Genomic DNA, 21,618 nt, shown 5'->3' on the forward strand with positions numbered 1-21,618 from the left:
TCGCCTAGCGCTGATGAATGTCGCACTGTTTGTCCGTGCAGCGCTTGCTGCCTTGAGGGTGCGGCAACCAATTCAGGTGCGGGCGCAAGCGGCAAAACAACAGGTAGCCCAGTTCAAGCAATGGACGCAAAGGCTTCCAGGTAAGCGGTACGGCCCAACGATCTAAGCCGGCAGCGCGCCAACTCCACAGCGTCGCGTCCAGACCGGTGACCCATTGGCCATCGGCAAAGCGGGCGTGCAGGCAATCTTGCAGGGTCTGCTTGCTTTGTCCGACTACGGCGGGGTCGAAGTCGCCCAGGCTGATGTCCACCAGGTTCAGGCGATGCTCGTCGGCGCGGCGGCGCAGCAGTTGAATTTCGCGGGCGCAGAGTGGGCAATCACCGTCGAAATAGAGGGTTAAGGGCCACTGTGGTTGATTGATCATGGTTTAACGCTCTGTATAGGTCTTGTACAAAGTATGCGCTAAACAGCTGAGTTACAATGCGCGCATCCTTTTTTCTGCGATGCCTCCGCCCATGTCCGATCTCGTTGGTGCTTCGTCCCTCGTTTCGAGTGCCCTCAAGCAGGAAGAGCTGTTTCCTATCCGCGAGGTGTCGCGCCTGACGGGCGTCAATCCGGTCACCCTGCGCGCTTGGGAGCGCCGCTACGGCTTGATCCGGCCAACCCGCACCGACAGCGGCCATCGCTTGTATTCGCAGGCCGACATTGAGTCGGTGCGCAGTATTTTGGCCTGGATTGAGCGTGGTGTTGCGGTCAGCAAGGTCGGCAAAATTCTGGCGAAAAGCAGTGCGATTAAATCAGCCAGCGCCCCGGTCTATGAAGAAGTCAGCGCCAGTGAGTGGGGCGAGTGGCAGGCCCAACTGCGGCGCGTGATCGGTGCCTTTGATGAAGCGGGGCTGGATCGCCTGTACGGGCAGATTTTTTCCAGCTACCCCTTGCCTGTGGTGTTTCAGGACATCCTCATGCCGCTTTGGCAGGAGTACCTGTTGCGCCAGGATGAGTATGGTCAAACCAGTGAGTGGCTGTTTCTCGATACCTTTTTGCGCGCCCGTACGCTGCAGCGCTTGCAGGTGATGCGTGCGCAGGTGGATGAGCGCGTTCTGCTGGCCGCGCTGCCTGGGCATTGCCGTGAGTTGGAATTGCTGGTTGCCGGTTTGCTGCTGGGCGGCAGTGATGTCTCCATCAGCGTCCTTGGTCTTGGGCAGCCGCTTGAAGAGCTGGCGCTGGTCTGTGAAAAAGTGCAGCCGCAAGCCTTGGTGCTGTTCTCCAATCAGCCGCCGGCCGATGACCTGCCACGCGTTCTGTCCCGCCTGGCATTGACCTTGGATTGCCCGTTGGTGCTGGCCGGTGACGGTGCAGACTTGGCCGAAGAAAGCCTAAGCGGCTCACCGATTGCCTGCCTGGGCAGTGAAGGGCGGTTGATGCAGCGCCGCCTGCAGCAGTTTCTTGCCGGTCACCTCGATACCTGAATAAGCGTTTAACGCCTCTTGATCTTCGCCTGCTGCTGAGTGGGCGAAGCCTTAGTGTTGCCCAGAATTTCTGTTTTTCGTAATTTACTTGTACAGGTTGTACAAAAAATTACTTGCCATTTACCTTCTCTGGCTATACAAAAGCTGTACATGAAATGTTTATGTACAGCTTGTCTCTACTTGTACAGCCTGAGGACTTAGCAACATGACCCAATACCGCGCACCCCTTCGTGACATGCGTTTCGTCTTTGACGAGGTGCTCGATGCTTATGCCACCTTGCAGTCGCTGCCTAGTCAGCGCGAGTTCGGAAACGACCTCGGTGGCGCCATTTTGGAAGAGGCAGCCAAGCTTGCCGAGAACGTTCTGGCTCCGCTGAACGGCTCAGGTGACAAGCAGGGCTGCCATTACGACCCGCAGAACAAAACGGTGAAAACGCCTGACGGTTTCCGCGAGGCCTACAAGCAGTTTGCTGAAGGCGGCTGGACTGCCCTGGCGTGCAACACCGAGTTTGGCGGCCAAGGCCTGCCTCATGTGCTGAACATGATGGTTGAAGAGATGGTCTGCTCCGCCAACCTGTCTTTGGGCATGTACCCCGGCCTCACTCACGGTGCCATTAACGCGCTGACTGCTCACGGTGCCCGCGAGTTGCAAGAACGTTACCTGCCAAAACTGATCAGCGGCGAGTGGACTGGCACCATGTGCTTGACCGAGCCGCAGTGCGGCACCGACTTGGGCTTGATTCGCACCCGTGCTGTGCCTCAGGCCGACGGTAGCTACGCCATCAGTGGTACCAAAATCTGGATCACCGGCGGTGAGCACGATTTGGTCGACAACATCCTGCACCTGGTGCTGGCCAAGCTGCCCGATGCTCCGGACAGCGTTAAAGGTATCTCTTTGTTCCTGGTGCCTAAGTTCCTTGAAGATGGCAGCCGTAACCCGGCCTTCTGTGGCGGTTTGGAACACAAGATGGGTATCAAGGGTTCTGCCACCTGTGTGATGAACTTTGAAGGTGCGCAAGGCTGGTTGATCGGTGAGCCGAACAAAGGCCTTAAGTGCATGTTCACCATGATGAACTCGGCTCGCTTGATGGTCGGGATGCAAGGCCTGGGTATTGCCGAGAGCGCTTATCAAGTCAGCTTGGGTTTTGCCAAAGAGCGTCTGCAAAGCCGTTCGATGTCGGGGCCGAAAGCGGCTGACAAGCCAGCTGATCCGATCATCGTGCACCCGGATGTACGTCGCATGTTGCTTCGTCAGAAGGTCACCATTGAAGGCTGCCGTGCACTGGCCTACTTCACCGGCCTGCATGAAGACGTTGCCCACGATCACGAAGACGCGAGCGTTCGCGAGCGCGCCGATGATTTGGTCCAACTGCTGACGCCAGTGGTTAAAGCCTTCCTCACAGACGAGGGCTTCAATAGCGCCAACGAAGGCTTGCAGGTGTTGGGTGGCTCTGGCTTCACCGAAGACTGGGGCATCGAGCAACTGGTGCGTGACTCCCGCATCACGCGTATCTACGAGGGCACCAACGGCATTCAGGCGCTTGACCTGGTAGGTCGTAAGTTGGCGCTGGGTGGCGGCCGCGCGGTGCGCAACTACTTCGGCTTGATCGAAGGCTGGCTGAAAGACAATGCACACGCCGACCATGTGGCTGCTGTGGGCGCTGCACTCAAGCAACTGCAGCAAGCCACGATGTGGATTGCTACCGAAGGCATGAAAGACCCCGAGCAGGCCGGTGCGGCAGCAACCCCTTACCTGCGCCTCTTCGCTCTGACCAGCCTGGCCTGGATGTGGGCACGCATGGCGGCGGTGGCCAAGGCCAAGCTCGCCGAAGGCAGCACCGAAACAGCTTTCTATGGCGCCAAGCTGAAGTCCGCCGACTTCTACATGGCACGCGTGCTGACCGAAACAGACAGCTTGTTGGCCGAAGTAAAAGCCGGCAAGAGCACTTTGATGGCCTTTAGCGAAGAGGAATTCGCCGCCTGATACGACTGCGCAATCCGATAGTCATCTACGCCCTTTTCGACTGTCGGATTTTTTTATCCCTACTGCAGGATTTTCCTGCACCTCAGGCCCGCGATTATCGCGGGTCTTTTTTTTGCAGCTGAATCGGCTCTGCATTCAAGTGTTGTTCGCAGCGATGTCGCTGATAAATAAAACGGCGGAGTTGTTCATCATTGTGGGCATCGATTGCATGGAGTTGGTAAGCCAGCAGGCCGCCTTCGGTTGGGCGAACGAACTCAGCGATGATCTCAATAGTGTGACCGTCCTCCATCGGCAGGCGCAGTTGCAAGCGTTCGGCTGGTGCGTGGCTGGTGCCTTGTTCAATCAGCGCGCCGCTTAACGAAAGTTGATGAATCCACAAACCGCTGGGCTCTCCGCTTGGGGTTTGCAGTGCAATAGGCTGCGGCAGCGGTGAGCGCCAGGCACGATTAATGTCGCCTTCATCGACTATTTTCGGGGCGCTCAGCTGCAAGCGATCGTCGTTCAGGCGCACATCAAAGGTCAGCAACTGGTTGGCGACGTGTGCGCTCAGGCTCAGTTGCTCGGTGGCGGCATACTGCGCGAGAAACTCGTTGAGCGACTCAAGCAGGTCTGGCTGTACCTGCACAGTGGTGTCAGGTGGGCTTGAGGTTTGCTGCAACTGACGGATAAAGGCCAGTTCAGCCTGCGTCAGCAGGGCAGGGGCATTCATGGGCGCGGTCTATATCGAGCGTTGGAACAGTTGTGACCGCGCGCGTGCTGTTTAGTTACGGCCTGTCGTCGCCCGCAGATTTTCCAGTTCGGCTTTAAGTACGGCCAATTCAGCTTCCAGCTCTTTGACGCGCTCTTCGGCCAGCACTTGTTCGGTGACGTTTTTCTGAATGCCGATGTAGTAGGTCAGCTGATCGGCATCGTTGACCACCGGCGTAATCGACAGCTCGTTCCAGAACGGGCTGCCGTCTTTGCGGTAGTTACGAATGATCTGTCGGCAGGGGCGGTGCTGCTTGACGGCCTCGCGGATGGCATCCAGACCGGCTTGGTTGCGGTCGCCCGCCTGCAAAAAACGGCAGTCCTGATACAGGATGTCTTCGCTGGCATAGCCGGTGAGCTTTTCAAAAGCCGGGTTGGCATAGATCAGGATGTTGTCATCACCTTCTTGTTCGGCAACCACGATGCCGTCGTTGGAGGCGTTGATCACCAGTTGCAACAGTTTGGCGTTGATCATGAGGCGAGTTCCCAGTCTATGTCCGCTGCATTCTAAAACATCCGGGCGGGCTGTCTACTTGCGGCATAATGCCGTGATTATCGACTTGGTTCTGTATGTTTCGGAGTTTTGCATGAAGATCGCCCTCTTTTCCGGCTCGGTTTACGGCACCGCCGAGGAAGTTGCCCGTCACGCTGAGCGCGTGCTGAAAGCCGCTGGCTTTGACGCCTGGCACAACCCGCGGGCAACGCTGGCCGACGTGCAGGCCTTTGCCCCAGAGGCTTTTTTGACCGTGACCTCAACCACCGGTATGGGCGAATTGCCAGATAACCTGCAGCCGCTGTATTACGCCATCCGTGATCATTTGCCCGCCTGGAGCGGCCTGCCGGGCGCGGTGATCGCCCTGGGTGATTCCAGCTATGGCGACACGTTTTGCGGCGGTGGTGAGTTGGTTCGTGAGTTGTATGCCGAACTGGGCCTGCGTGAAGTGCAGCCCATGCTGCGTTTGGACAGCAGCGAAAGCGTCACACCCGAGACCGATGCCGAGCCTTGGTTGGCCGACTTTATAGCGGCGTTAAAAAACTGATGCACCCGCGCGCGCAGGCGTTGATCGAAGCGCTGAACTTGCAGGCGCATCCAGAGGGCGGCTATTACCGCCGCCTGTTTGAGTCGCCGCAGACAGCGCCTGATGGCAGGTTGTGCAGCACCTCGATTGTGTTTCTGCTCCCCGCCGGTGCCGTCAGCCGTTGGCACCGGGTGGATGCCGATGAACTGTGGCACTTCTATGAAGGCGCACCGCTTGAGTTGCTGATTGCCGAACAGCCGGATCAACCCGTTCGGCATGAGCGACTTGGCCCTGTGGCGGCGGAGCAAATGCCGCAGCGTGCGGTGGTGGCGCACGCCTGGCAGGCGGCGCGCAGTTTGGGCGATTTCACCTTGGTTGGCTGCACAGTCGCTCCGGGGTTTGATTTTGCCGGGTTCAGCCTGCTGCGAGATGAGCCACTGGCGCAGCATGAATGGCCGCTTTTGCGCGGCTACCCCGAACTGCTGTGACCCCTAAGGCCACCATGCTGGCCGCCAGAGCAACTTCGTTTTAGTTGCAGACTGGCTAGACTCCTCGGCATTCATAACAACAAATGCTGAGGGATCAACCATGACTGCCGCCCACGCTCTGCCTGTTGCCAACCTCAAAGACCAAGTGTCTGCCGCCGAATGGCAAACCCGCGTTGACCTCGCTGCCTGTTACCGCCTGATCGCCCTGTATGGCTGGGATGACCTGATCTTCACCCATATTTCCGCCAAGATCCCCGGCAGCGAAGATTTCCTGATCAACCCCTACGGCCTGATGTTCCACGAAATCACCGCCTCCAGCCTGGTGAAGATCGATTTGGCCGGCAACAAGCTGATGGACAGCCCCTTCGACATCAACCCGGCGGGTTACACCATCCACAGTGCCGTGCACGAGGTGCGTCACGATGTCGGCTGTGTGTTGCACATTCATACCCCGCAAGGCATTGCCGTTTCGGCGCAGAAACAGGGCTTGCTGCCGTTGTCGCAACAGTCGTTGTTTGTGCTCGCCAGCCTGGCTTACCACGGTTATGAAGGGGTGGCGCTGAACCACGATGAAAAGGCGCGCTTGCAGGCGGATCTGGGCGACAAGAATTTTATGATCCTGCCCAACCATGGCCTGCTGACCGCTTTTGGCAGCATCGCCGATGCCTTCCTCGGCATGTTCACCCTGCAGCGTGCCTGCGAAATTCAGGTGATGGCGCAGAGCGGTGGGGCGGAGCTGATCCATATCCCGCAAGCGATTCTCGACGGCGCACGGGCGATGATGGCTGGGGTGATGAAAAGCCCACAGGGCATGGGCGGCGCTCTGCCGTGGCCGGCCCTGCTGCGTAAACTCGATCAGCAGATGCCGGGTTACGCCGCATGAGTACGCTGCCCGGTATTGCCCTGGCGCAGTGGCGTGCGGCGGGTTTGGATTTCAGCTTTAACGGCCATGCCATTCGTTACTGGACAGCCGGGCAGGGTGAACCGCTGTTGCTGATTCACGGTTTTCCGACCGCCAGTTGGGATTGGCATTACCTGTGGGCGGCGCTGGCCGAAAAGTACCAGGTGATTGCCTGTGACATGCTCGGCTTCGGCGATTCGGCCAAGCCTCGCGGGCATGCCTACAGCCTTCTGGAACAGGCTGATCTGCAGCAGGCATTGCTGGCGCATCTGGGTGTCAGCAAACCGGTGCATGTGTTGGCCCATGACTATGGCGACAGCGTGGCGCAAGAGTTGCTGGCGCGTCATCAAGCAGGCCGCGCACAACTGGCGAGCTGTGTGTTCCTCAATGGCGGCTTGTTTCCAGAAACCCACCACCCGGTCTTGGTGCAAAAACTATTGCTCAGCCCCATTGGCCCGCTGATCGGTCGGTTGTTCAGCCGCAAAAAGCTGGCGCAAAGCTTTGCCAAGGTGTTCGGCCCGCAGACCCAGCCCAGTGCCCGTGAACTGGATGATTTCTGGAGCCTGATTGCCGCCAATGATGGCCCGGCGGTGATGCACCGGTTGATCCGTTACATGCCGGAGCGCCGTGTGCAGCGTGATCGCTGGGTGGCCGCCATGCAGGCGACCCGCGTGCCGATGCGGGTGATTGATGGCGCTGTGGACCCCATCTCCGGTGCGCACATGGTGGCGCGCTACCGTGAGCTGATCAGCAACGCCGATACCGTGCTGCTCGAGGGCATTGGTCATTACCCACAAACCGAAGCCCCTGAACAGGTGCTTGAGCATTACCTGCAATTTCGTCAACGTTTGGAGTCTGCTGCATGCAACGACGCACTGTTTTAAAAGGCGCGGCCCTGGGCGGCGTGGCCCTAGTGGGGGCTGGTTTTTGGGCGCTGCCCGTTGCCGACGCGCCTGCGGCTGTGACGCTGGAAGGCGCGCAGCAGGTGCTGGCCGGTTTGGTGGATAAGCCCTTGCTGAGCCTCAAGGGCTGGAGCCCCACTGAGGTGTTCAACCACTGCGCGCAGAGTATTGAGTACTCCATCAGCGGTTATCCCGAACTCAAACCCCAGTGGTTTCGCAGCAGCGTCGGGCCGCTGGCTTTTAGTGTATTTGCCGCGCGCGGAGCGATGCGTCATCCGCTGGATGAGGTCATTCCCGGTGCTGCCGCACTTAATTCGCCGGCCACGCTGGCCCAGGCGCTGCAACGTTTACAGCAGGCCTTCAGCGATTTCGCGGCGTACCAAGGCGAGCTGCAACCTCATTTCGCCTACGGCGCGCTCAGCCATGCCGACTACGCGCAAGCGCATGTGTTGCACCTGTACAACCACATGAGCCTGATCCGTACCGCCACTGCGTGAAACAGAAGACCCATAGCATTCGCCGCTAAAGCGCCTCCCACCGCTGATTTCAACTGACGCTAGGTGTGGGAGGGGCTTTAGCCGCGACGAACGGGCACCTTTAATGCGCTTGCCTTACCTGACTATCCCGCTGCTTTATCGCGCACCATTCAGCGTGACTTGTATCTATTGTGACCCGAGCACGTCTGCTGGACACTCAGGACATTGTTAATCTGCCGAGGAATGCTGCATGAGCGACGCCATCCGTTTTCAAGATCAGGTTGTAATCGTTACCGGTGCTGGCGGTGGTTTGGGTCGTGCCCATGCGCTGCTGTTTGCCAAACACGGTGCCAAAGTGGTGGTTAACGATCTGGGCGGCAGCACCCACGGTGAAGGCGCCAATGCATCGGCCGCCGATAAGGTGGTTGAAGAAATTCGCGCCGCAGGCGGCACCGCAGTGGCCAACCACGACTCGGTGACCGATGGCGAAAAAATCGTGCAGTGCGCTTTGGACAACTTTGGCCGCATCGACGTGGTGGTCAACAACGCCGGCATTCTGCGCGACAAGACCTTCCACAAGATGGAAGACGCTGATTGGGAGCTGGTTTACAAGGTCCACGTTGAGGGTGCCTACAAAGTCACCCGCGCCGCTTGGCCGCACATGCGCGAGCAAGGCTATGGCCGGGTGATTTTCACCTCATCCACCTCTGGCATCTACGGCAACTTCGGTCAGTCTAACTACGGCATGGCCAAACTGGGCTTGTACGGCCTGACCCGCACCCTGGCCATCGAAGGTCGTAAGAACAACATTTTCGTCAACGCCATCGCCCCTACGGGCGGCACGCGCATGACCGAAGGTCTGATCCCGCCGCAGGTGTTCGAGCAACTCAAGCCTGAACTGGTCAGCCCGCTGGTGGTGTACCTGGCAAGCAATGCCTGCGAAGAAACCTCAGGCCTGTTTGAAGTCGGCGGCGGCTGGATGGGTAAAGTCCGCTGGGAACGCAGCTTGGGTGCCGGTTTTGACCCGCGCGAAGGTTTCAGCCCGGAAGATGTAGCGGCCAATTTTGCGCAGATTTGCGACTTCGACGGCGCTGCTCACCCGAAGGACAACATCGAAGCCATGAAAGAAATGATGGCAAATCTGCAAAAGTTCGTGGTTTGAGCCTTTGCTGAGTTGAGCTGAATCTGGGCCGCTCTTGTAGCGGCCTCGGATTGCATCCGGGCTACTGCGCCCACGTCCCCGTAAACGTCGCGCAGCCCGTAGTCTCGTAGCCTGGATAGCGAAGCGTAATCCGGGGCGCTGTCCGCACACTCTAATTAAGCACGTTAAACGCCAACCCTCACGACTTGCCCGGTATTCCATAGCGGCGTAATCGCATGGCAATGGCGCTGTGTGACGTTTGCAGGCGTGCCGCCAGTTGCCGTGTGGATGGGTGGCTGGGGTAGAGCTTTTCCAGCAGGGCTTTCTCAAACGTGGCCACTGCCGTCTCTAGGCTTTCGACCTCGCCGTCAGCCTGTTGCGCCGCCACCGCCGTTCCGGCGATATCGAGGTCATCAATCTGCACCAGATTGCTTTCGCAAATAGCGGCCGCACGGAAGATCACGTTCTGCAATTGCCGCACATTGCCCGGCCAGCGGTTGCCCAGCAATGCCGGGTAGGTGTCGGGCGTCAGGCGGCAGGGCAAGCGTTGAATCTGTGCGCAGGCGTGCTGCATAAAGTGGCGCGCCAACAGCAGAATGTCCTGGCCACGCTCGCGTAGCGGTGGCACGTCCAGCTTGAGGACGTTCAGGCGATAGAACAGGTCTTCGCGGAAGCTGCCCTCGCTGACCATCTTTTCCAGATCACGGTGAGTGGCGCTGAGAATGCGCACGTTGACCCGCAATTCACGCTCGCCACCGACCCGGCGAAAGGTGCCGTCGCTTAAAAAACGCAGCAGCTTGGCCTGCAGGTAGGGCGACATCTCGCCGATTTCATCGAGAAACACCGTGCCCTGGTTGGCCAGTTCCAGCAGGCCCGGTTTGCCGCCGCGTTGGGCGCCGGTAAACGCGCCGGGCGCATAGCCGAACAGCTCGCTTTCGGCGAGGTTCTCCGGCAATGCCGCGCAGTTGAGCGCAAGGAATGGCGCAGTCCGGCGCGTGCTGATGGCATGGCACGCGCGTGCGACCAGCTCCTTGCCGGTGCCGGTTTCGCCTTGAATCAGCAGTGGTGCATCCAGCGCGGCCACGCGTTGTGCACGGGCTTTCAGGTTGCGGATGGCTGCCGAGTCGCCCAGCAGCGAATCAAAACCTTCGGCATGATCGTGGTGCAGCGCCGCCAGGCGTTCGCCAATCCGGCTGGGTGCATAGAGGCTCAGCAAGCCGCCCGCCAGTTGCCGCGCGTGGCCCTCCACGCCTTCAGTAATGGGCTGCGCGTCCAGCAGCAGGGCTTGGCCTTTGAGCGTGACTTCACGCATCGGCAGGCGAAAGCCGTGCTCCAGCAATTCAAGTTGCAGCGGGTTGTCGGCAAACAACTCGCCGATACTCAGCCCCTCGGGAGGCTGGCCGCACAGCTCAATCAATGCCGGGTTGGCCAGCAGCACGCTGCCCTGACTGTCGACCGCCAGTACCGGGTCGGTCATTGCCGCCAGCAGGGCGTCGAGTTGCAGATGACGGCGTTGGCCGGGGAGGATGTCGACGATGGTCACCGCCTGCACGCCGCGCACCTTGAACAACGCCTCGCGCAGTTCGTCCAGCACCTCGGGGCTCAAGGTGGGGGCGTCGATATAAACGTTGGGCGGCACCATCTCCACCGCATCCAGGTTGAGGTTGCGCCCGCCGAGCAGGGCCAGCACTTCCTGGGTGATACCAACGCGGTCGATAAAGGTGACGTGAATACGCATGGATGCGGGCGGCCCACTGGTTTACAGGTGCGCCAGTATGCCCGGTCTGCGGGGCTTAGTTAACCGAAGGGCGCTTAACCGCAGCTGAGGCGGATGATCACTTCGCTTTCATCGATATCGATATTCAGGCGCTGCGGGTTGTAATCCATGGTGGCGGCGTCGCCGGGGGCGAGGACGCGCAGGGTGGCGGCGTTGGACTGTTGCTGCACCTGCTCGATGCGTTTGGCGTTGGCGGTTTGCCCGAGTACGTCGCGAATGTTGTCGACGTTGCAGGCTCCGCTGATTTCAGCGGCCTGTTCGGCGGCAGGCTGTGAACTGCACCCAGCCAGCAGGGCGAGCACGCTGAGGCTGGCGAGGAGGTGACGAAGCGCCATGGTCGATGTCCTTGTCTGAGGTCGAACGTGGGTCAGCCTAGCAGTCGTCTACACCGGCACTCAATGCTAATTCACCCCATCCTGCGTTCGGCATTTCCGCCCGCCGGCACAACTCCCTACAATGGCGCTTTTGCCCCACGTAGGAGGTTTTGTGCACGCGGTGATCTCGATTCAACAGCTGAACAAAACCTACGCCAGCGGCCATCCGGCGCTGCAGGACATCAATCTGGACATTCGCCCCGGCGAAATCTTTGCCTTGCTCGGCCCCAACGGTGCGGGCAAGACCACGCTGATCAGCATCATCTGCGGCATCGTCAATCCAGGCGGCGGTCGGGTGTTGGTGGGCGGCAAGGACATCATCAAGGACTACCGCGCCTCGCGCTCGCAGATCGGTCTGGTCCCGCAGGAGCTGGTCAGCGATGTGTTTGAAACCGTCTGGGCGACGGTGAAGTTCAGCCGCGGCCTGTTCGGCAAGAAGCCCGATCCGGCCTATCTGGAGCAACTGCTCAAAGACCTGTCGCTGTGGGAAAAGCGCGACGCAAAGATTTTCGAACTGTCCGGCGGCATGAAGCGTCGGGTGATGATCGCCAAGGCGCTGAGCCACGAGCCACAGATTCTGTTCCTCGACGAGCCCACCGCCGGCGTCGACGTCGAGCTGCGCCGCGACATGTGGAACATGGTGCGCCGTCTGCGTGAGCGTGGCGTGACCATCATCCTCACCACCCATTACATCGAAGAAGCCGAGGAAATGGCCGATCGCATTGGGGTGATCAGCAAGGGCCGGATCATTCTGGTGGAAGACAAGCAGGCGCTGATGCACAAGCTCGGCAAGAAACAGCTGACTCTGCAACTGCAACAGCCGCTGGTGAGCATCCCCGCCGAGCTGGCCCGTTACCCGCTGGAATTGAGTGATGAGGGCCGTGCGTTGGTGTTCACCTTCGACACCCAGAGTGAGCACACCGGCATTGCCGAGCTGCTCAAGGACTTGGCCCAGCACGGCATCGATTTCAGGGATTTGCAGTCCAGCCAAAGTTCACTGGAAGAGATTTTTGTCGAATTGGTAAAAGGGGCACGTGCATGAATCTGTATGCCATCAAGGCCATCTACCTGTTCGAGCTGGCGCGCACCTGGCGCACCTTGCTGCAAAGCATCGCCACCCCGGTGATCAGCACCTCGCTGTACTTCGTGGTATTCGGTTCGGCCATCGGCTCGAGCATGACTCAAGTGCAGGGCGTCAGTTACGGCGCGTTTATCGTGCCAGGGCTGATCATGCTGGCGCTGCTCACCGAGAGCATTTCCAACGCTTCGTTCGGCATCTACATGCCCAAGTATTCGGGGAGCATCTACGAGCTGCTGTCCGCGCCGGTGTCCTACCTGGAAATCCTGATTGGCTATGTTGGCGCGGCGGCGACCAAGTCGATCATTCTCGGTTTGGTGATCCTGATTACCGCGCGGCTGTTTGTCGATTTCGAGATTCTTCACCCGCTGTGGATGCTGGCGTTTCTGGTGCTCACCGCGCTGACCTTCAGCTTGTTCGGTTTCATCATCGGCGTGTGGGCCGATGGCTGGGAGAAATTGCAGGTGGTGCCGGCGCTGATCGTCACGCCGCTGACCTTCCTCGGTGGCGCGTTTTACTCGATCAGCATGCTGCCGCCGGCTTGGCAGACCGTGACCTTGTTCAACCCGGTGGTGTACCTGATCAGCGCATTTCGCTGGAGTTTTTACGGTGTGTCCGATGTGAATGTGGGGCTGAGCCTGGCCATGATTCTGGGCTTTTTGCTGCTGTGCATTTTGGCGGTGGGCTGGATTTTTAAAACCGGCTATCGCCTCAAAAGCTGATGCGTTTTAACGCTTCGGACAACTTTTGTTTGATTTGCTGTCATCAGCCTGTAACCCACGGAGCGCATGGCATTGGCCACATTGGCGAGGTCACGACCGGGGCGACGGGCTGAAGATATTCAATTTGGGGGCTTGCCTAAAGGGGGGCTAGGTGGCGTAGGCTGAGATTGTCGCTTAGTTGAGCGGCGCTATTCGCGAACAGTTGAAGAAGGAAAGCTTTATGCAAATCCAAGTTCACAGCGATAACCATATCGAAGGCAGCGCACGGCTGGTTGAGTGGGTAAGTGCCAGTGTTGCCAGCAAGCTGGAACGCTTTGACGACGAACTGACCCGTATCGTTGTCCACCTGCATGACGACAATGGCGCCAAAGCTGGCGCACACGACAAACGTTGCCAGATCGAAGCACGGCCAAAAGGCCTGCAACCACTTTCCGTCACCCACAAAGCCGAATCACTCGAGCAAGCCATCGACGGCTCCATCGAAAAACTGCACCACGCGCTTGAACATCAGTTCGGCAAGCTGCGTAACAAACGCGCCACTCCACTGCAGGCTGATGACGCCGCCGATATCAGCCAAGACGCGCTGCTGCGTGAAGACTTCCTCGCTGAAGAGCAACTGCGCGCGGTTTAATTCCTACGGGCTGCCTGCATGGCGTGCAGCCTAATCATTTACTGCTCGCGCCCGCGCATTAGATTGCGCGGGCGCTGTCGTTTCTGGCTTGCGCAAAAGCTGCCGTTTGGCGGCAAGCCACTGGCCAACGCGGCAAAATCTGTCCGCGTTCAATAGCCGTGCTTAAGGGTCAGATCCGCTTGTGGCCTTGGCTGCAAGCGTATGGCCCATATCCTGCTTAGGCCTGTGCAACTGACAGTCGCAGGGACTCGCCATGACCAGTATTTCCGCCAACTCGCCACTCGCGAGCTACTTTGCCAACAGCGCGAAAACCATTGCACCTGCTGGCGCTGCCAGTAGCGAAAAAGCTGAATCCAGCCCGGCTGCTGCAAAAGACCCACTCGCGGAAATTCGCCGCTTCGCCAGCAACTTGGTGGACAGTAGCCGCGGCGGATTATTGCGCGCCATGCATGCGCAAAGCAGCGGTGCCAGCTCGGCCATCGCCAGCGACCGGTTTCGCGCCGTGGCCGAGCCGGAAGTGGCCAACAGCAAAATCGCCCTGCCAGACGTGGCCAATATGGACCGTGATGATGCGGCCAAGTTGCTGGCGCAAATCAACAAGCTGGTCGATGCCGGCTTGGATAAAAGCGACAGCTTTGTCGGCTACAACGGCGATCAACAAACCAACTCGCTTACCACCTACCGCGATTGGCTACAGGCCAAAGGCGGCGTAAGCGTTTACGTCTGATGCCTAGCTGATCATGCGCCCGGCATGATCTGGATCTGGTTTCCAAACCCAAGGTGCGCCAAGATCGGCTTCTATACAGCCGTGGTGCGGTTTATTGGGGAGTCTTATGGCTACAAGGTATTGGTTTGGGGTGTGTGCAGCGCTGATGCTGGTGATGGGGCAGTCGGGCGTCGCGCATGCAGCCGAGGAAGCGCAACTGCTCAGCCTGATCAACCTCTATCGCAGTGATGTGCAGCGCTGTGGCAAAGATGCCTCGCCGCCGTTGCCACCTCTGGCGGCGGACGCGCGCTTGCTGTTACCTGCCGTTGGCCGCAGTGATTTGCAGGCGGCGATGACCCGTAGTGGCTATCCGATGGTCAACGTGCAGGCCATTAGCCTTTCTGGCCCGCGTGATGCCAATGCCGCCCTGCAGATCATCAAGGACAGCTTCTGCCAGATTGTGCTGGATCCGCAGTTTGTCGATATCGGCATCAGCCGGGCCGATCGCGACTGGCGCATTGTGCTGGCTCGACCCATGCTCGCCGGGCGTCTGGGTGATTGGCAGGCCGAAGGGCAGAAACTCTTGCAGCAGATTAATGAGGCCCGCAGTTCGACACGTCAGTGCGGCGCTCAGGCATTTAACGCCGCTGCACCGTTGGCCTGGAATGCCACCCTGGGCGCAACGGCTGAGCAACACAGCCGTGCGATGGCCAACGGCAACTTCTTTGATCATCAGGACCGTGATGGCCGCACGCCAGGAGACCGTGCAGAGCTGGCGGGTTACAGCGGCCAGCGGGTGGGGGAAAACATTGCCGCCGGGTTGGACAGCCCAGCCAAGGTGGTTGCCGGTTGGTTAGCCAGCCCGGCACATTGCGCCAACCTGATGAGCCCGTTGTTCACTGAGCTGGGCGCGGCCTACGCCAGTGACCCGAAAAGCGATGCGGGCATTTACTGGACGGCAGTGTTTGCCGCGCCTTAGTCAGCTTATTTGACCGGAGCGGTGTTGGTCTTCTCGCCCGCTGACCAAATGCGATAGCGCACTTCTACATCGCCGGGTGCATAGATCACCAGCGGCAGTCGGCTGTTGTAACGCAGCAACAGCGGCTCACCGGCAACCGGGACAAAAGCCTTAGCCCGGTTGTTATCGGGGCAGGCCATCAGGGTGCTCATGCCAGGGCCGACTTGGCTCAGTTCGTAGTAGGTGTAACCCCAGCCTTGCAGTGTTTTTTCCTGCCATTGCCCGCTCAAGCGCTGCTGGTTGCAGTCCACCGCCAGCGTTTTGCCGGCAATCAACTCAACCTTGAAAGCCGCTTCATCGGGTTGTGCGGGTAATTCGATGACATGCCGTTGTTGACCGTTTTGCGCCTGCGGGAAGGGCTTTAGCGCATCCGGTGTCGCCGCACATGCGGTCAGTGGCAGGGCGCAGGCGAGTACCAGTAGCGAGGTTCTTGATAAGGCCATGGGTCATCCTTGTTGACGGGGTAGATGTGGACACGAAGCGCGTATGCATCGAGTGGTTGGGTTTTAATCATGCCGTCCCTCCAGCATGGCAAGTCAAGGCTTGTTTGGACGTTGTGGTGGTGGGCATTTCTCGCGGCATAAAAAAACCGCTCCTAAAGAGCGGTTTTTTTGCAGCAGCCCCGAGTGCTTAACCGCCCAGGTAGGCGTCGCGCACTTTCGGGTCGTTGAGCAACTCTTGACCGCTGCCCTGCATGACGATGCGCCCGTTTTCCAGCACATAGCCACGGTCGGCTAGCTTGAGCGCCTGGTTGGCGTTTTGCTCAACCAGAAACACCGTCACGCCGTCTTTACGCAGTTGTTCGATGATGTCGAAGATCTGCTGAATGATGATCGGTGCCAAACCCAGCGACGGCTCATCAAGCAGCAGCAGCTTGGGTTTACTCATCAGGGCGCGGCCGATGGCGAGCATTTGCTGCTCGCCGCCCGACATGGTACCTGCGCGCTGGGCAAAGCGTTCCTTCAGGCGCGGGAACAGGTGCAACACCTTGTCCATTTGCTCCTGATTGTCGGCTTTGCTGCCGAAGAAACCGCCCATCACCAGGTTCTCTTCCACGGTCAAGCGGGAGAACACCCGGCGACCTTCCGGCACCACGGCAATGCTCTTGCGCATGATGCTGGGGGTGTCCTGGCCGACCAGTTCTTCACCCTGATAACGGATGCTGCCACTGCTGGCTTGCGGTGTGCCGCACAAGGTCATCAGCAAGGTGGATTTACCTGCGCCGTTGGCCCCGATCAGGGTAACGATTTCACCCTGACGCACTTCAACGTTGATGCTGTGCAGCGCCTGGATCTTGCCGTAGAAGGTGGAAACATTCTCGAAATACAGCATCACGCTTCCCCCAGATAGGCTTTGATCACGTCCGGGTTTTCGCGGATCTGCTCCGGTGTACCGTCCGCCAGAGGCGTGCCCTGGTTGATCACGTAGATGTGGTCGGAAATGCTCATGACCAGTTTCATGTCGTGCTCGATCAGCAGCACGGTGACGTTGTGCTGGTCACGCAGCACACCAATCAGCGCCTTGAGGTCGTCGGTTTCACGCGGGTTTAGACCGGCTGCAGGCTCGTCGAGCATGAGGATGCGCGGTCGCGTCATCATGCAGCGGGCGATTTCCAGGCGGCGCTGTTGGCCATAAGCCAGAGTGCCTGCCGTGCGGTTGGCGAACTCGGTCAGGTTGACCTGATCCAGCCAATACGCGGCATATTCCATGGCCTCGCGCTCGCTGCGGCGGAACGACGGGGTTTTGAACAGCCCGGAAAGGAAGTTGGTGTTGAGGTGGCGATGTTGCGCCACCAGCAGGTTTTCCACTGCCGTCATGTCTTTGAAAAGACGCACGTTCTGGAAGGTCCGCACCACGCCTTTTTGCGCGATTTTATGGCCGGGTAAACCTGCTATGGCTTCGCCATCCAGGCTTACGCTGCCCGATGTAGGTTGGTAAAAACCGGTCAGGCAGTTAAACACGGTGGTTTTGCCCGCGCCGTTAGGGCCGATCATCGACACCACTTGTTTTTCATTGACCGACAGGCTTACCCCGTTGACGGCCAGCAGGCCGCCGAAGCGCATGGACAGGCCGCTTACTTCAAGGATAGGGCGGCTCATTGTTTCAGCTCCAGGTGCGGGCGCTGCATGGGCAGCAAGCCCTGCGGACGCCAAATCATCATCAGTACCATCAAGGCACCGAACATCAACATGCGGTATTCACTGAACTCACGCATCAGTTCCGGTAGCAGAATCATCACGATTGCCGCCAGGATGATGCCCAGTTGCGAGCCCATGCCGCCCAGTACAACGATGGCCAGAATGATTGCCGACTCGATAAAGGTGAACGACTCCGGCGTGACCAAGCCCTGGCGGGCGGCGAAGAAGCTACCGGCAAAACCGGCAAAGGCTGCGCCTAAGGTGAAGGCCGAGAGTTTGATTACCGTTGGGTTCATGCCCAGCGCACGGCAGGCGATTTCATCCTCACGCAGTGCTTCCCACGCTCGGCCAATCGGCATGCGCAGCAGGCGATTGATTACGAACAGGGTGAGCAACACCAGCACCAAGGCGATCAAGTAGAGGAAGATCACCTTGTTGATGCCGTTATAAGCAATGCCGAAATACTCGTGGAAGGTCTGCATGCCTTCCGCTGCGCGGCGGTCAAACGACAAGCCGAACAACGTGGGTTTTTCGATGTTGCTGATGCCGTTGGGGCCGCCTGTTACTTCGGTCATGTTGCGCAGCAGGATGCGGATAATCTCGCCAAAGCCCAAGGTCACGATGGCCAGGTAGTCGCCGCGCAGGCGCAGCACCGGGAAGCCCAGCACAAAGCCGAAGAAGGCCGCCATCAGTCCCGCAATCGGCAAGCAGATCCAGAATCCAAAACCGTAGTAATGCGACAGCAGCGCGTAGGTGTAGGCGCCTACGGCGTAGAAGCCGACATAGCCCAAGTCCAGCAGGCCGGCCAAACCGACCACGATGTTCAAGCCCAGGCCGAGCATTACGTAGATCAGGATCAGCGTGGCAATGTCCACGGCACCACGGCTGCCAAAAAATGGCCAGGCGAGCGCCACCATGATCAGACCCAGAATTACCCAGCGCTGAGTAGAAGGCAGGGTGAGGAAGTTGCTGGCTTGTGCCGGCATGCTTGGCAGCTTGGGTGCATGGCTCCAGGCGGCCGTTAACTGGCTACGGAACAGCTGCCAGAAGAACATGGCAATGGCGCAGCCGGCGATGGTCCACAGGATGGCGGGGCTGGCCCCATGCACTTCGAGCTTGATGCCAACGGTGGTGAGCTTCAGGCCAAGCACCGGATAGGCCAATGCCAGCACCAGCAGGGCGCTGAAAAAGGCTGTTTTGAGGTTTTTGCGGATGACGAGACTCATACTTTTTCAACCTCCGGACGACCGAGAATGCCCGTAGGACGGAACAGCAGAACCAGAATCAGCAGGCTGAAAGCCACCACGTCCTTGTACTGGTCACCGAAGATGTCGGCACCAAAGGCTTCAGCAAGGCCTAGCAGCAGACCACCCAGCACCGCGCCAGGAATGCTGCCGATACCGCCTAGAACTGCAGCAGTAAAGGCCTTGATCCCAACGAGGAAGCCCACGTGTGGGTTGATCACACCGTATTGCATACCCAGCAATACCGCAGCAATACCGGCCAGTGCAGCGCCGATGACGAAGGTCAGGGCGATGATGTTGTTGGTGTTGATGCCCAGCAGGTTGGCCATCTTGATGTCTTCGGCACAGGCGCGGCAGGCGCGGCCAAGACGCGAACGCGAGATAAACGCGGTCAGTGCCAGCATCACGACAAAGGTGACGACAAAGATCAGCACCTGCATGTAGGAAATCACCACACCATTCATTGCGCTTTCGCCCAGCACGAAGTTACCGGGCAGCAAGTTGGGGATGGCTTTGTCTTTCGAATCCTGCGCGAGCAGCACTTCGTTCTGTAAAAAGATCGACATGCCAATGGCGGAAATCAATGGGATCAAGCGGTTACCGCCGCGCAGGGGGCGGTAGGCGACCCGTTCGATACTGTATCCATACACACTGGCAATAATGATACTGCCGGCAAAGGCAGCGATCATCAGCAGCGGGAGACTGTCGAGGCCCATCATGGTCAGGCCGGCGATCGCGATAAAAGCGACGTAAGAGCCGATCATGTAAACCTCGCCGTGAGCGAAGTTGATCATGCCGATGATGCCGTAAACCATGGTGTAGCCAATGGCGATCAACGCATAAGTACTGCCAACAGTCAGGCCGTTAACCAACTGTTGCAGGTAGTGATAGTGTTCAGGCATTGCCTAACTCCTGGGCCGTCGTGCAAGGCAACGCTTATGGCGCAGCACGCAACCGGAATTCTTCTTAATAAACAAAGCCCACTGCGCAGGCAGTGGGCTTTGGGTTCAGGCGGGAAGGTTACTTGGCTTCGGTTTTGGTACCGTCTTGGTGCCAGTTATACACCACGAAGCTGAAGTCTTTCAGGTCACCTTTTTCATCGAACGCCAGGTTGCCGGTCGGGGTGTCGAAGGTGTTGGCGCGCAGTGCGGCGGCCACTTTGGCGGTGTCGGTGTCGCCCGCTTTGGTGATGCCTTCAGCGATCACTTGAACGGCGGCGTAAGCCGGGAACACAAACGGGCCACTTGGGTCTTCGTTTTTGGCTTTGAACGCATCAACCAGTGCCTGGTTGCGTGGGTCCTGATCGAAAGAACGCGGCAGGGTCACCAGCAGGCCTTCGGATGCCGGGCCAGCAATGGCCGAGATTTCCTTGTTGCCTACGCCTTCAGGGCCCATGAACTTGGCGCTCAGACCTTTCTCAGCCGACTGACGCAGCAGCAAGCCCAGCTCCGGGTGGTAGCCACCGTAGTAGACGAAGTCCACACCGGCTTGCTTGAGCTTGGCGATCATCGCGGAGAAGTCTTTGTCGCCGGCATTGATGCCTTCGAACATGACCACTTTGGTGCCTTTGCTTTCCAGAGTCTGCTTGACCGCAGTGGCAATGCCTTCACCGTACTGCTGCTTGTCGTGGATCACGGCAACAGCTTTTGGCTTGACCTTGTCGGCAATGAAGTTACCAGCAGTTGGGCCTTGCAGGCTGTCCAGGCCAATGGTGCGGAACACCAGTTCGTAGCCGCGGGCAGTGATGTCCGGGCTGGTGGATGCTGCCGTTACCATCAGGATGCCTTCGTCTTCGTAAATGTCAGACGCTGGCTGAGTGGAGCTGGAGCAGAGGTGGCCCACGACGAATTTAACTTCGTCGTTGACGATTTTGTTAGCCACGGCCACAGCTTGCTTGGGGTCGCAAGCGTCGTCGTAGACCACGCCTTCGAGTTGAGCGCCGTTTACCCCGCCGGCCTTGTTGATTTGCTCGATGGCCATTTTGGCACCGATGAACTGCATTTCACCGTATTGCGCGACAGCGCCGGTAACCGGGCCGGCCAGGCCGATCTTGATGGTGTCAGCCGCTACCGAATAGCTGGCAACACCTGCCATGGCCATGGCGGCAAACAGCTTGGAAATCTGCTTAGTAGCCTTGTTCATACATGCTCCACTCTTATTGGTTTTGATTTTTTTAGTTCTGGCGGCCAAAGCTGCAGAACCGGGTTTTCCCCGGCCATCCCCCCGGCAACTGTACCGGTGCAGTGTAGAGCGCGGCTTTGCGGCTTGAAAAGCAGCTAGTCGGGGGAAGAGCCGGGTTGTGTCGCTTTAATGCAATAAATGTATATAAAAACGGCGTGTCTTAAACGGCTTGTCCAACGTCGCGAATTTGCCTGACTGCGGGCCGGCGCTATCATGCTGCGCCGGCCACTTGGCGGTCATTCACCACAGGTCAATCCATGACAGAACAACCTAGCACCCTCTATGCCAAGCTGCTTGGAGAAACTGCAGCTATTAGCTGGCTAGAACTCCAACCTTTTTTCGCCCGTGGCGCTTTGTTGCTGGTGGACGGTCGCCAAGACCTTATTGCCGTAGCCGAAGCCCTGGCGCAAAACGAGCAGCACAAAGTAGCGGCCTGGCTTGCCGAAGGCGTGCTGAGCAAAGCGCAAGACACGCATGCCGAAGACTTGCTGACACGTAACCCCGCACTTTGGGCCGTGGTAGTAGCGCCCTGGGTATTGGCTCAGGAGCGCCACGAGCCTTCATTGGCGCATTGACCGGCTGACTTTGTGGCTTATGCCCACGTCCTTGTTTGTTTCGGAGA

25 protein-coding genes are annotated in these 21,618 nt (G+C 58.8%); 14 read left to right on the forward strand and 11 right to left on the reverse strand.

All coding sequences use genetic code 11. The annotated features are described in order from the left end of the window. Nucleotides 1-4: 4 nt before the first annotated feature. Nucleotides 5-424, reverse strand: coding sequence for a DUF393 domain-containing protein (locus AUK77_RS07015; RefSeq protein WP_296127574.1), 420 nt, complete (start codon nucleotides 422-424; stop codon nucleotides 5-7). Between the two features lie 91 nt (nucleotides 425-515). Here AUK77_RS07015 and AUK77_RS07020 point away from each other — a divergent pair, with 91 nt between their 5' ends. Together AUK77_RS07020 and AUK77_RS07025 are read left to right on the forward strand one after the other, a co-directional pair. After that, a complete protein-coding gene (locus AUK77_RS07020) occupies nucleotides 516-1,469 on the forward strand; it encodes a MerR family transcriptional regulator (RefSeq protein ID WP_296127576.1) in 954 nt (317 codons plus the stop codon). A 205-nt stretch (nucleotides 1,470-1,674) separates the two neighbouring features. Next, nucleotides 1,675-3,453 (forward strand): acyl-CoA dehydrogenase C-terminal domain-containing protein, encoded by a 1,779-nt coding sequence (locus tag AUK77_RS07025; protein ID WP_296127578.1) that lies wholly within the window; start codon nucleotides 1,675-1,677, stop codon nucleotides 3,451-3,453. Nucleotides 3,454-3,547: 94 nt separating this feature from the next. Here the strand turns inward: AUK77_RS07025 and AUK77_RS07030 are convergent, their stop codons facing one another. Both AUK77_RS07030 and AUK77_RS07035 read right to left on the reverse strand, forming a co-directional pair. Further along, nucleotides 3,548-4,162: a PilZ domain-containing protein gene (locus AUK77_RS07030; protein ID WP_296127581.1), complete on the reverse strand. Its 615-nt coding sequence runs from the start codon at nucleotides 4,160-4,162 to the stop codon at nucleotides 3,548-3,550. 51 nt (nucleotides 4,163-4,213) lie between these two features. After that, entirely contained in the window at nucleotides 4,214-4,675 is a 462-nt protein-coding gene (locus AUK77_RS07035) for a PAS domain-containing protein (RefSeq protein ID WP_296127583.1), read from the reverse strand. 112 nt (nucleotides 4,676-4,787) lie between these two features. On the opposite strand from AUK77_RS07035, the gene AUK77_RS07040 reads away from it, so the two are divergent. The 6 genes from AUK77_RS07040 to AUK77_RS07065 all read left to right on the forward strand — a co-directional run bounded on the left by AUK77_RS07040 (nucleotide 4,788) and on the right by AUK77_RS07065 (nucleotide 9,148). After that, nucleotides 4,788-5,240 (forward strand): flavodoxin, encoded by a 453-nt coding sequence (locus AUK77_RS07040; protein WP_296127584.1) that lies wholly within the window; start codon nucleotides 4,788-4,790, stop codon nucleotides 5,238-5,240. Then, a complete protein-coding gene (locus tag AUK77_RS07045; protein WP_296127586.1) occupies nucleotides 5,240-5,707 on the forward strand; it encodes a cupin domain-containing protein in 468 nt (155 codons plus the stop codon). Before AUK77_RS07040 ends, AUK77_RS07045 begins: the two co-directional genes overlap by 1 nt. Nucleotides 5,708-5,807: 100 nt before the next feature. Further along, the gene (locus tag AUK77_RS07050) at nucleotides 5,808-6,590 is read left to right on the forward strand and encodes a class II aldolase/adducin family protein (RefSeq protein ID WP_296127589.1); all 783 of its coding nucleotides are present in this window, start codon (nucleotides 5,808-5,810) and stop codon (nucleotides 6,588-6,590) included. Further along, complete coding sequence (locus tag AUK77_RS07055; RefSeq protein WP_296127591.1) at nucleotides 6,587-7,492, forward strand: alpha/beta hydrolase; 906 nt, start codon at nucleotides 6,587-6,589, stop codon at nucleotides 7,490-7,492. The genes AUK77_RS07050 and AUK77_RS07055 overlap by 4 nt, the downstream gene beginning before the upstream one ends. Then, complete coding sequence (locus tag AUK77_RS07060; RefSeq protein ID WP_296127593.1) at nucleotides 7,471-8,007, forward strand: DUF1569 domain-containing protein; 537 nt, start codon at nucleotides 7,471-7,473, stop codon at nucleotides 8,005-8,007. The genes AUK77_RS07055 and AUK77_RS07060 overlap by 22 nt, the downstream gene beginning before the upstream one ends. A gap of 229 nt (nucleotides 8,008-8,236) precedes the next feature. Next, on the forward strand, nucleotides 8,237-9,148 hold the full coding sequence (locus AUK77_RS07065; protein WP_296127594.1) for an SDR family oxidoreductase: 912 nt from the start codon (nucleotides 8,237-8,239) through the stop codon (nucleotides 9,146-9,148). 178 nt (nucleotides 9,149-9,326) lie between these two features. On the opposite strand, the gene AUK77_RS07070 is transcribed toward AUK77_RS07065, so the two are convergent. After that, nucleotides 9,327-10,865, reverse strand: a complete 1,539-nt coding sequence (locus AUK77_RS07070) for a sigma-54-dependent transcriptional regulator (RefSeq protein ID WP_296127596.1) — start codon at nucleotides 10,863-10,865, stop codon at nucleotides 9,327-9,329. 74 nt (nucleotides 10,866-10,939) lie between these two features. Next, nucleotides 10,940-11,239, reverse strand: a complete 300-nt coding sequence (locus tag AUK77_RS07075) for an I78 family peptidase inhibitor (protein ID WP_296127597.1) — start codon at nucleotides 11,237-11,239, stop codon at nucleotides 10,940-10,942. A 151-nt stretch (nucleotides 11,240-11,390) separates the two neighbouring features. Here AUK77_RS07075 and AUK77_RS07080 point away from each other — a divergent pair, with 151 nt between their 5' ends. The 5 genes from AUK77_RS07080 (at nucleotide 11,391) to AUK77_RS07100 (ending at nucleotide 15,394) form a co-directional block, all read left to right on the forward strand. Then, nucleotides 11,391-12,320 (forward strand): ABC transporter ATP-binding protein, encoded by a 930-nt coding sequence (locus AUK77_RS07080; RefSeq protein WP_296127598.1) that lies wholly within the window; start codon nucleotides 11,391-11,393, stop codon nucleotides 12,318-12,320. Further along, nucleotides 12,317-13,078 (forward strand): ABC transporter permease, encoded by a 762-nt coding sequence (locus AUK77_RS07085; RefSeq protein WP_296127599.1) that lies wholly within the window; start codon nucleotides 12,317-12,319, stop codon nucleotides 13,076-13,078. The genes AUK77_RS07080 and AUK77_RS07085 overlap by 4 nt, the downstream gene beginning before the upstream one ends. Nucleotides 13,079-13,298: 220 nt before the next feature. Next, the gene (locus tag AUK77_RS07090) at nucleotides 13,299-13,709 is read left to right on the forward strand and encodes an HPF/RaiA family ribosome-associated protein (protein WP_296127600.1); all 411 of its coding nucleotides are present in this window, start codon (nucleotides 13,299-13,301) and stop codon (nucleotides 13,707-13,709) included. 253 nt (nucleotides 13,710-13,962) lie between these two features. Further along, nucleotides 13,963-14,436: a hypothetical protein gene (locus AUK77_RS07095; protein ID WP_296127602.1), complete on the forward strand. Its 474-nt coding sequence runs from the start codon at nucleotides 13,963-13,965 to the stop codon at nucleotides 14,434-14,436. Nucleotides 14,437-14,581: 145 nt separating this feature from the next. Further along, on the forward strand, nucleotides 14,582-15,394 hold the full coding sequence (locus AUK77_RS07100) for a CAP domain-containing protein (protein ID WP_296127660.1): 813 nt from the start codon (nucleotides 14,582-14,584) through the stop codon (nucleotides 15,392-15,394). A 5-nt stretch (nucleotides 15,395-15,399) separates the two neighbouring features. Here AUK77_RS07100 and eco read toward each other — a convergent pair whose 3' ends face one another. The 6 genes from eco to AUK77_RS07130 all read right to left on the reverse strand — a co-directional run bounded on the left by eco (nucleotide 15,400) and on the right by AUK77_RS07130 (nucleotide 20,957). Continuing rightward, entirely contained in the window at nucleotides 15,400-15,876 is a 477-nt protein-coding gene (gene eco / locus AUK77_RS07105; RefSeq protein WP_296127604.1) for a serine protease inhibitor ecotin, read from the reverse strand. 187 nt (nucleotides 15,877-16,063) lie between these two features. Then, entirely contained in the window at nucleotides 16,064-16,765 is a 702-nt protein-coding gene (locus AUK77_RS07110) for an ABC transporter ATP-binding protein (protein ID WP_296127606.1), read from the reverse strand. Beyond that, nucleotides 16,765-17,532, reverse strand: a complete 768-nt coding sequence (gene livG / locus AUK77_RS07115) for a high-affinity branched-chain amino acid ABC transporter ATP-binding protein LivG (protein ID WP_296127608.1) — start codon at nucleotides 17,530-17,532, stop codon at nucleotides 16,765-16,767. Before livG ends, AUK77_RS07110 begins: the two co-directional genes overlap by 1 nt. After that, nucleotides 17,529-18,785, reverse strand: coding sequence for a high-affinity branched-chain amino acid ABC transporter permease LivM (locus tag AUK77_RS07120; protein ID WP_296127661.1), 1,257 nt, complete (start codon nucleotides 18,783-18,785; stop codon nucleotides 17,529-17,531). The genes livG and AUK77_RS07120 overlap by 4 nt, the downstream gene beginning before the upstream one ends. A gap of 8 nt (nucleotides 18,786-18,793) precedes the next feature. Beyond that, nucleotides 18,794-19,717, reverse strand: coding sequence for a high-affinity branched-chain amino acid ABC transporter permease LivH (gene livH / locus AUK77_RS07125; RefSeq protein WP_296127610.1), 924 nt, complete (start codon nucleotides 19,715-19,717; stop codon nucleotides 18,794-18,796). A 118-nt stretch (nucleotides 19,718-19,835) separates the two neighbouring features. After that, entirely contained in the window at nucleotides 19,836-20,957 is a 1,122-nt protein-coding gene (locus tag AUK77_RS07130; RefSeq protein WP_296127612.1) for a branched-chain amino acid ABC transporter substrate-binding protein, read from the reverse strand. A gap of 296 nt (nucleotides 20,958-21,253) precedes the next feature. Here AUK77_RS07130 and AUK77_RS07135 point away from each other — a divergent pair, with 296 nt between their 5' ends. Further along, complete coding sequence (locus tag AUK77_RS07135; RefSeq protein ID WP_296127614.1) at nucleotides 21,254-21,571, forward strand: DUF2288 domain-containing protein; 318 nt, start codon at nucleotides 21,254-21,256, stop codon at nucleotides 21,569-21,571. The last annotated feature ends 47 nt before the right edge of the window (nucleotides 21,572-21,618 follow it).

The sequence above is a fragment of the Pseudomonas sp. Ga0074129 genome (genome assembly GCA_001465025.1).
Lineage (GTDB): Bacteria > Pseudomonadota > Gammaproteobacteria > Pseudomonadales > Pseudomonadaceae > Aquipseudomonas.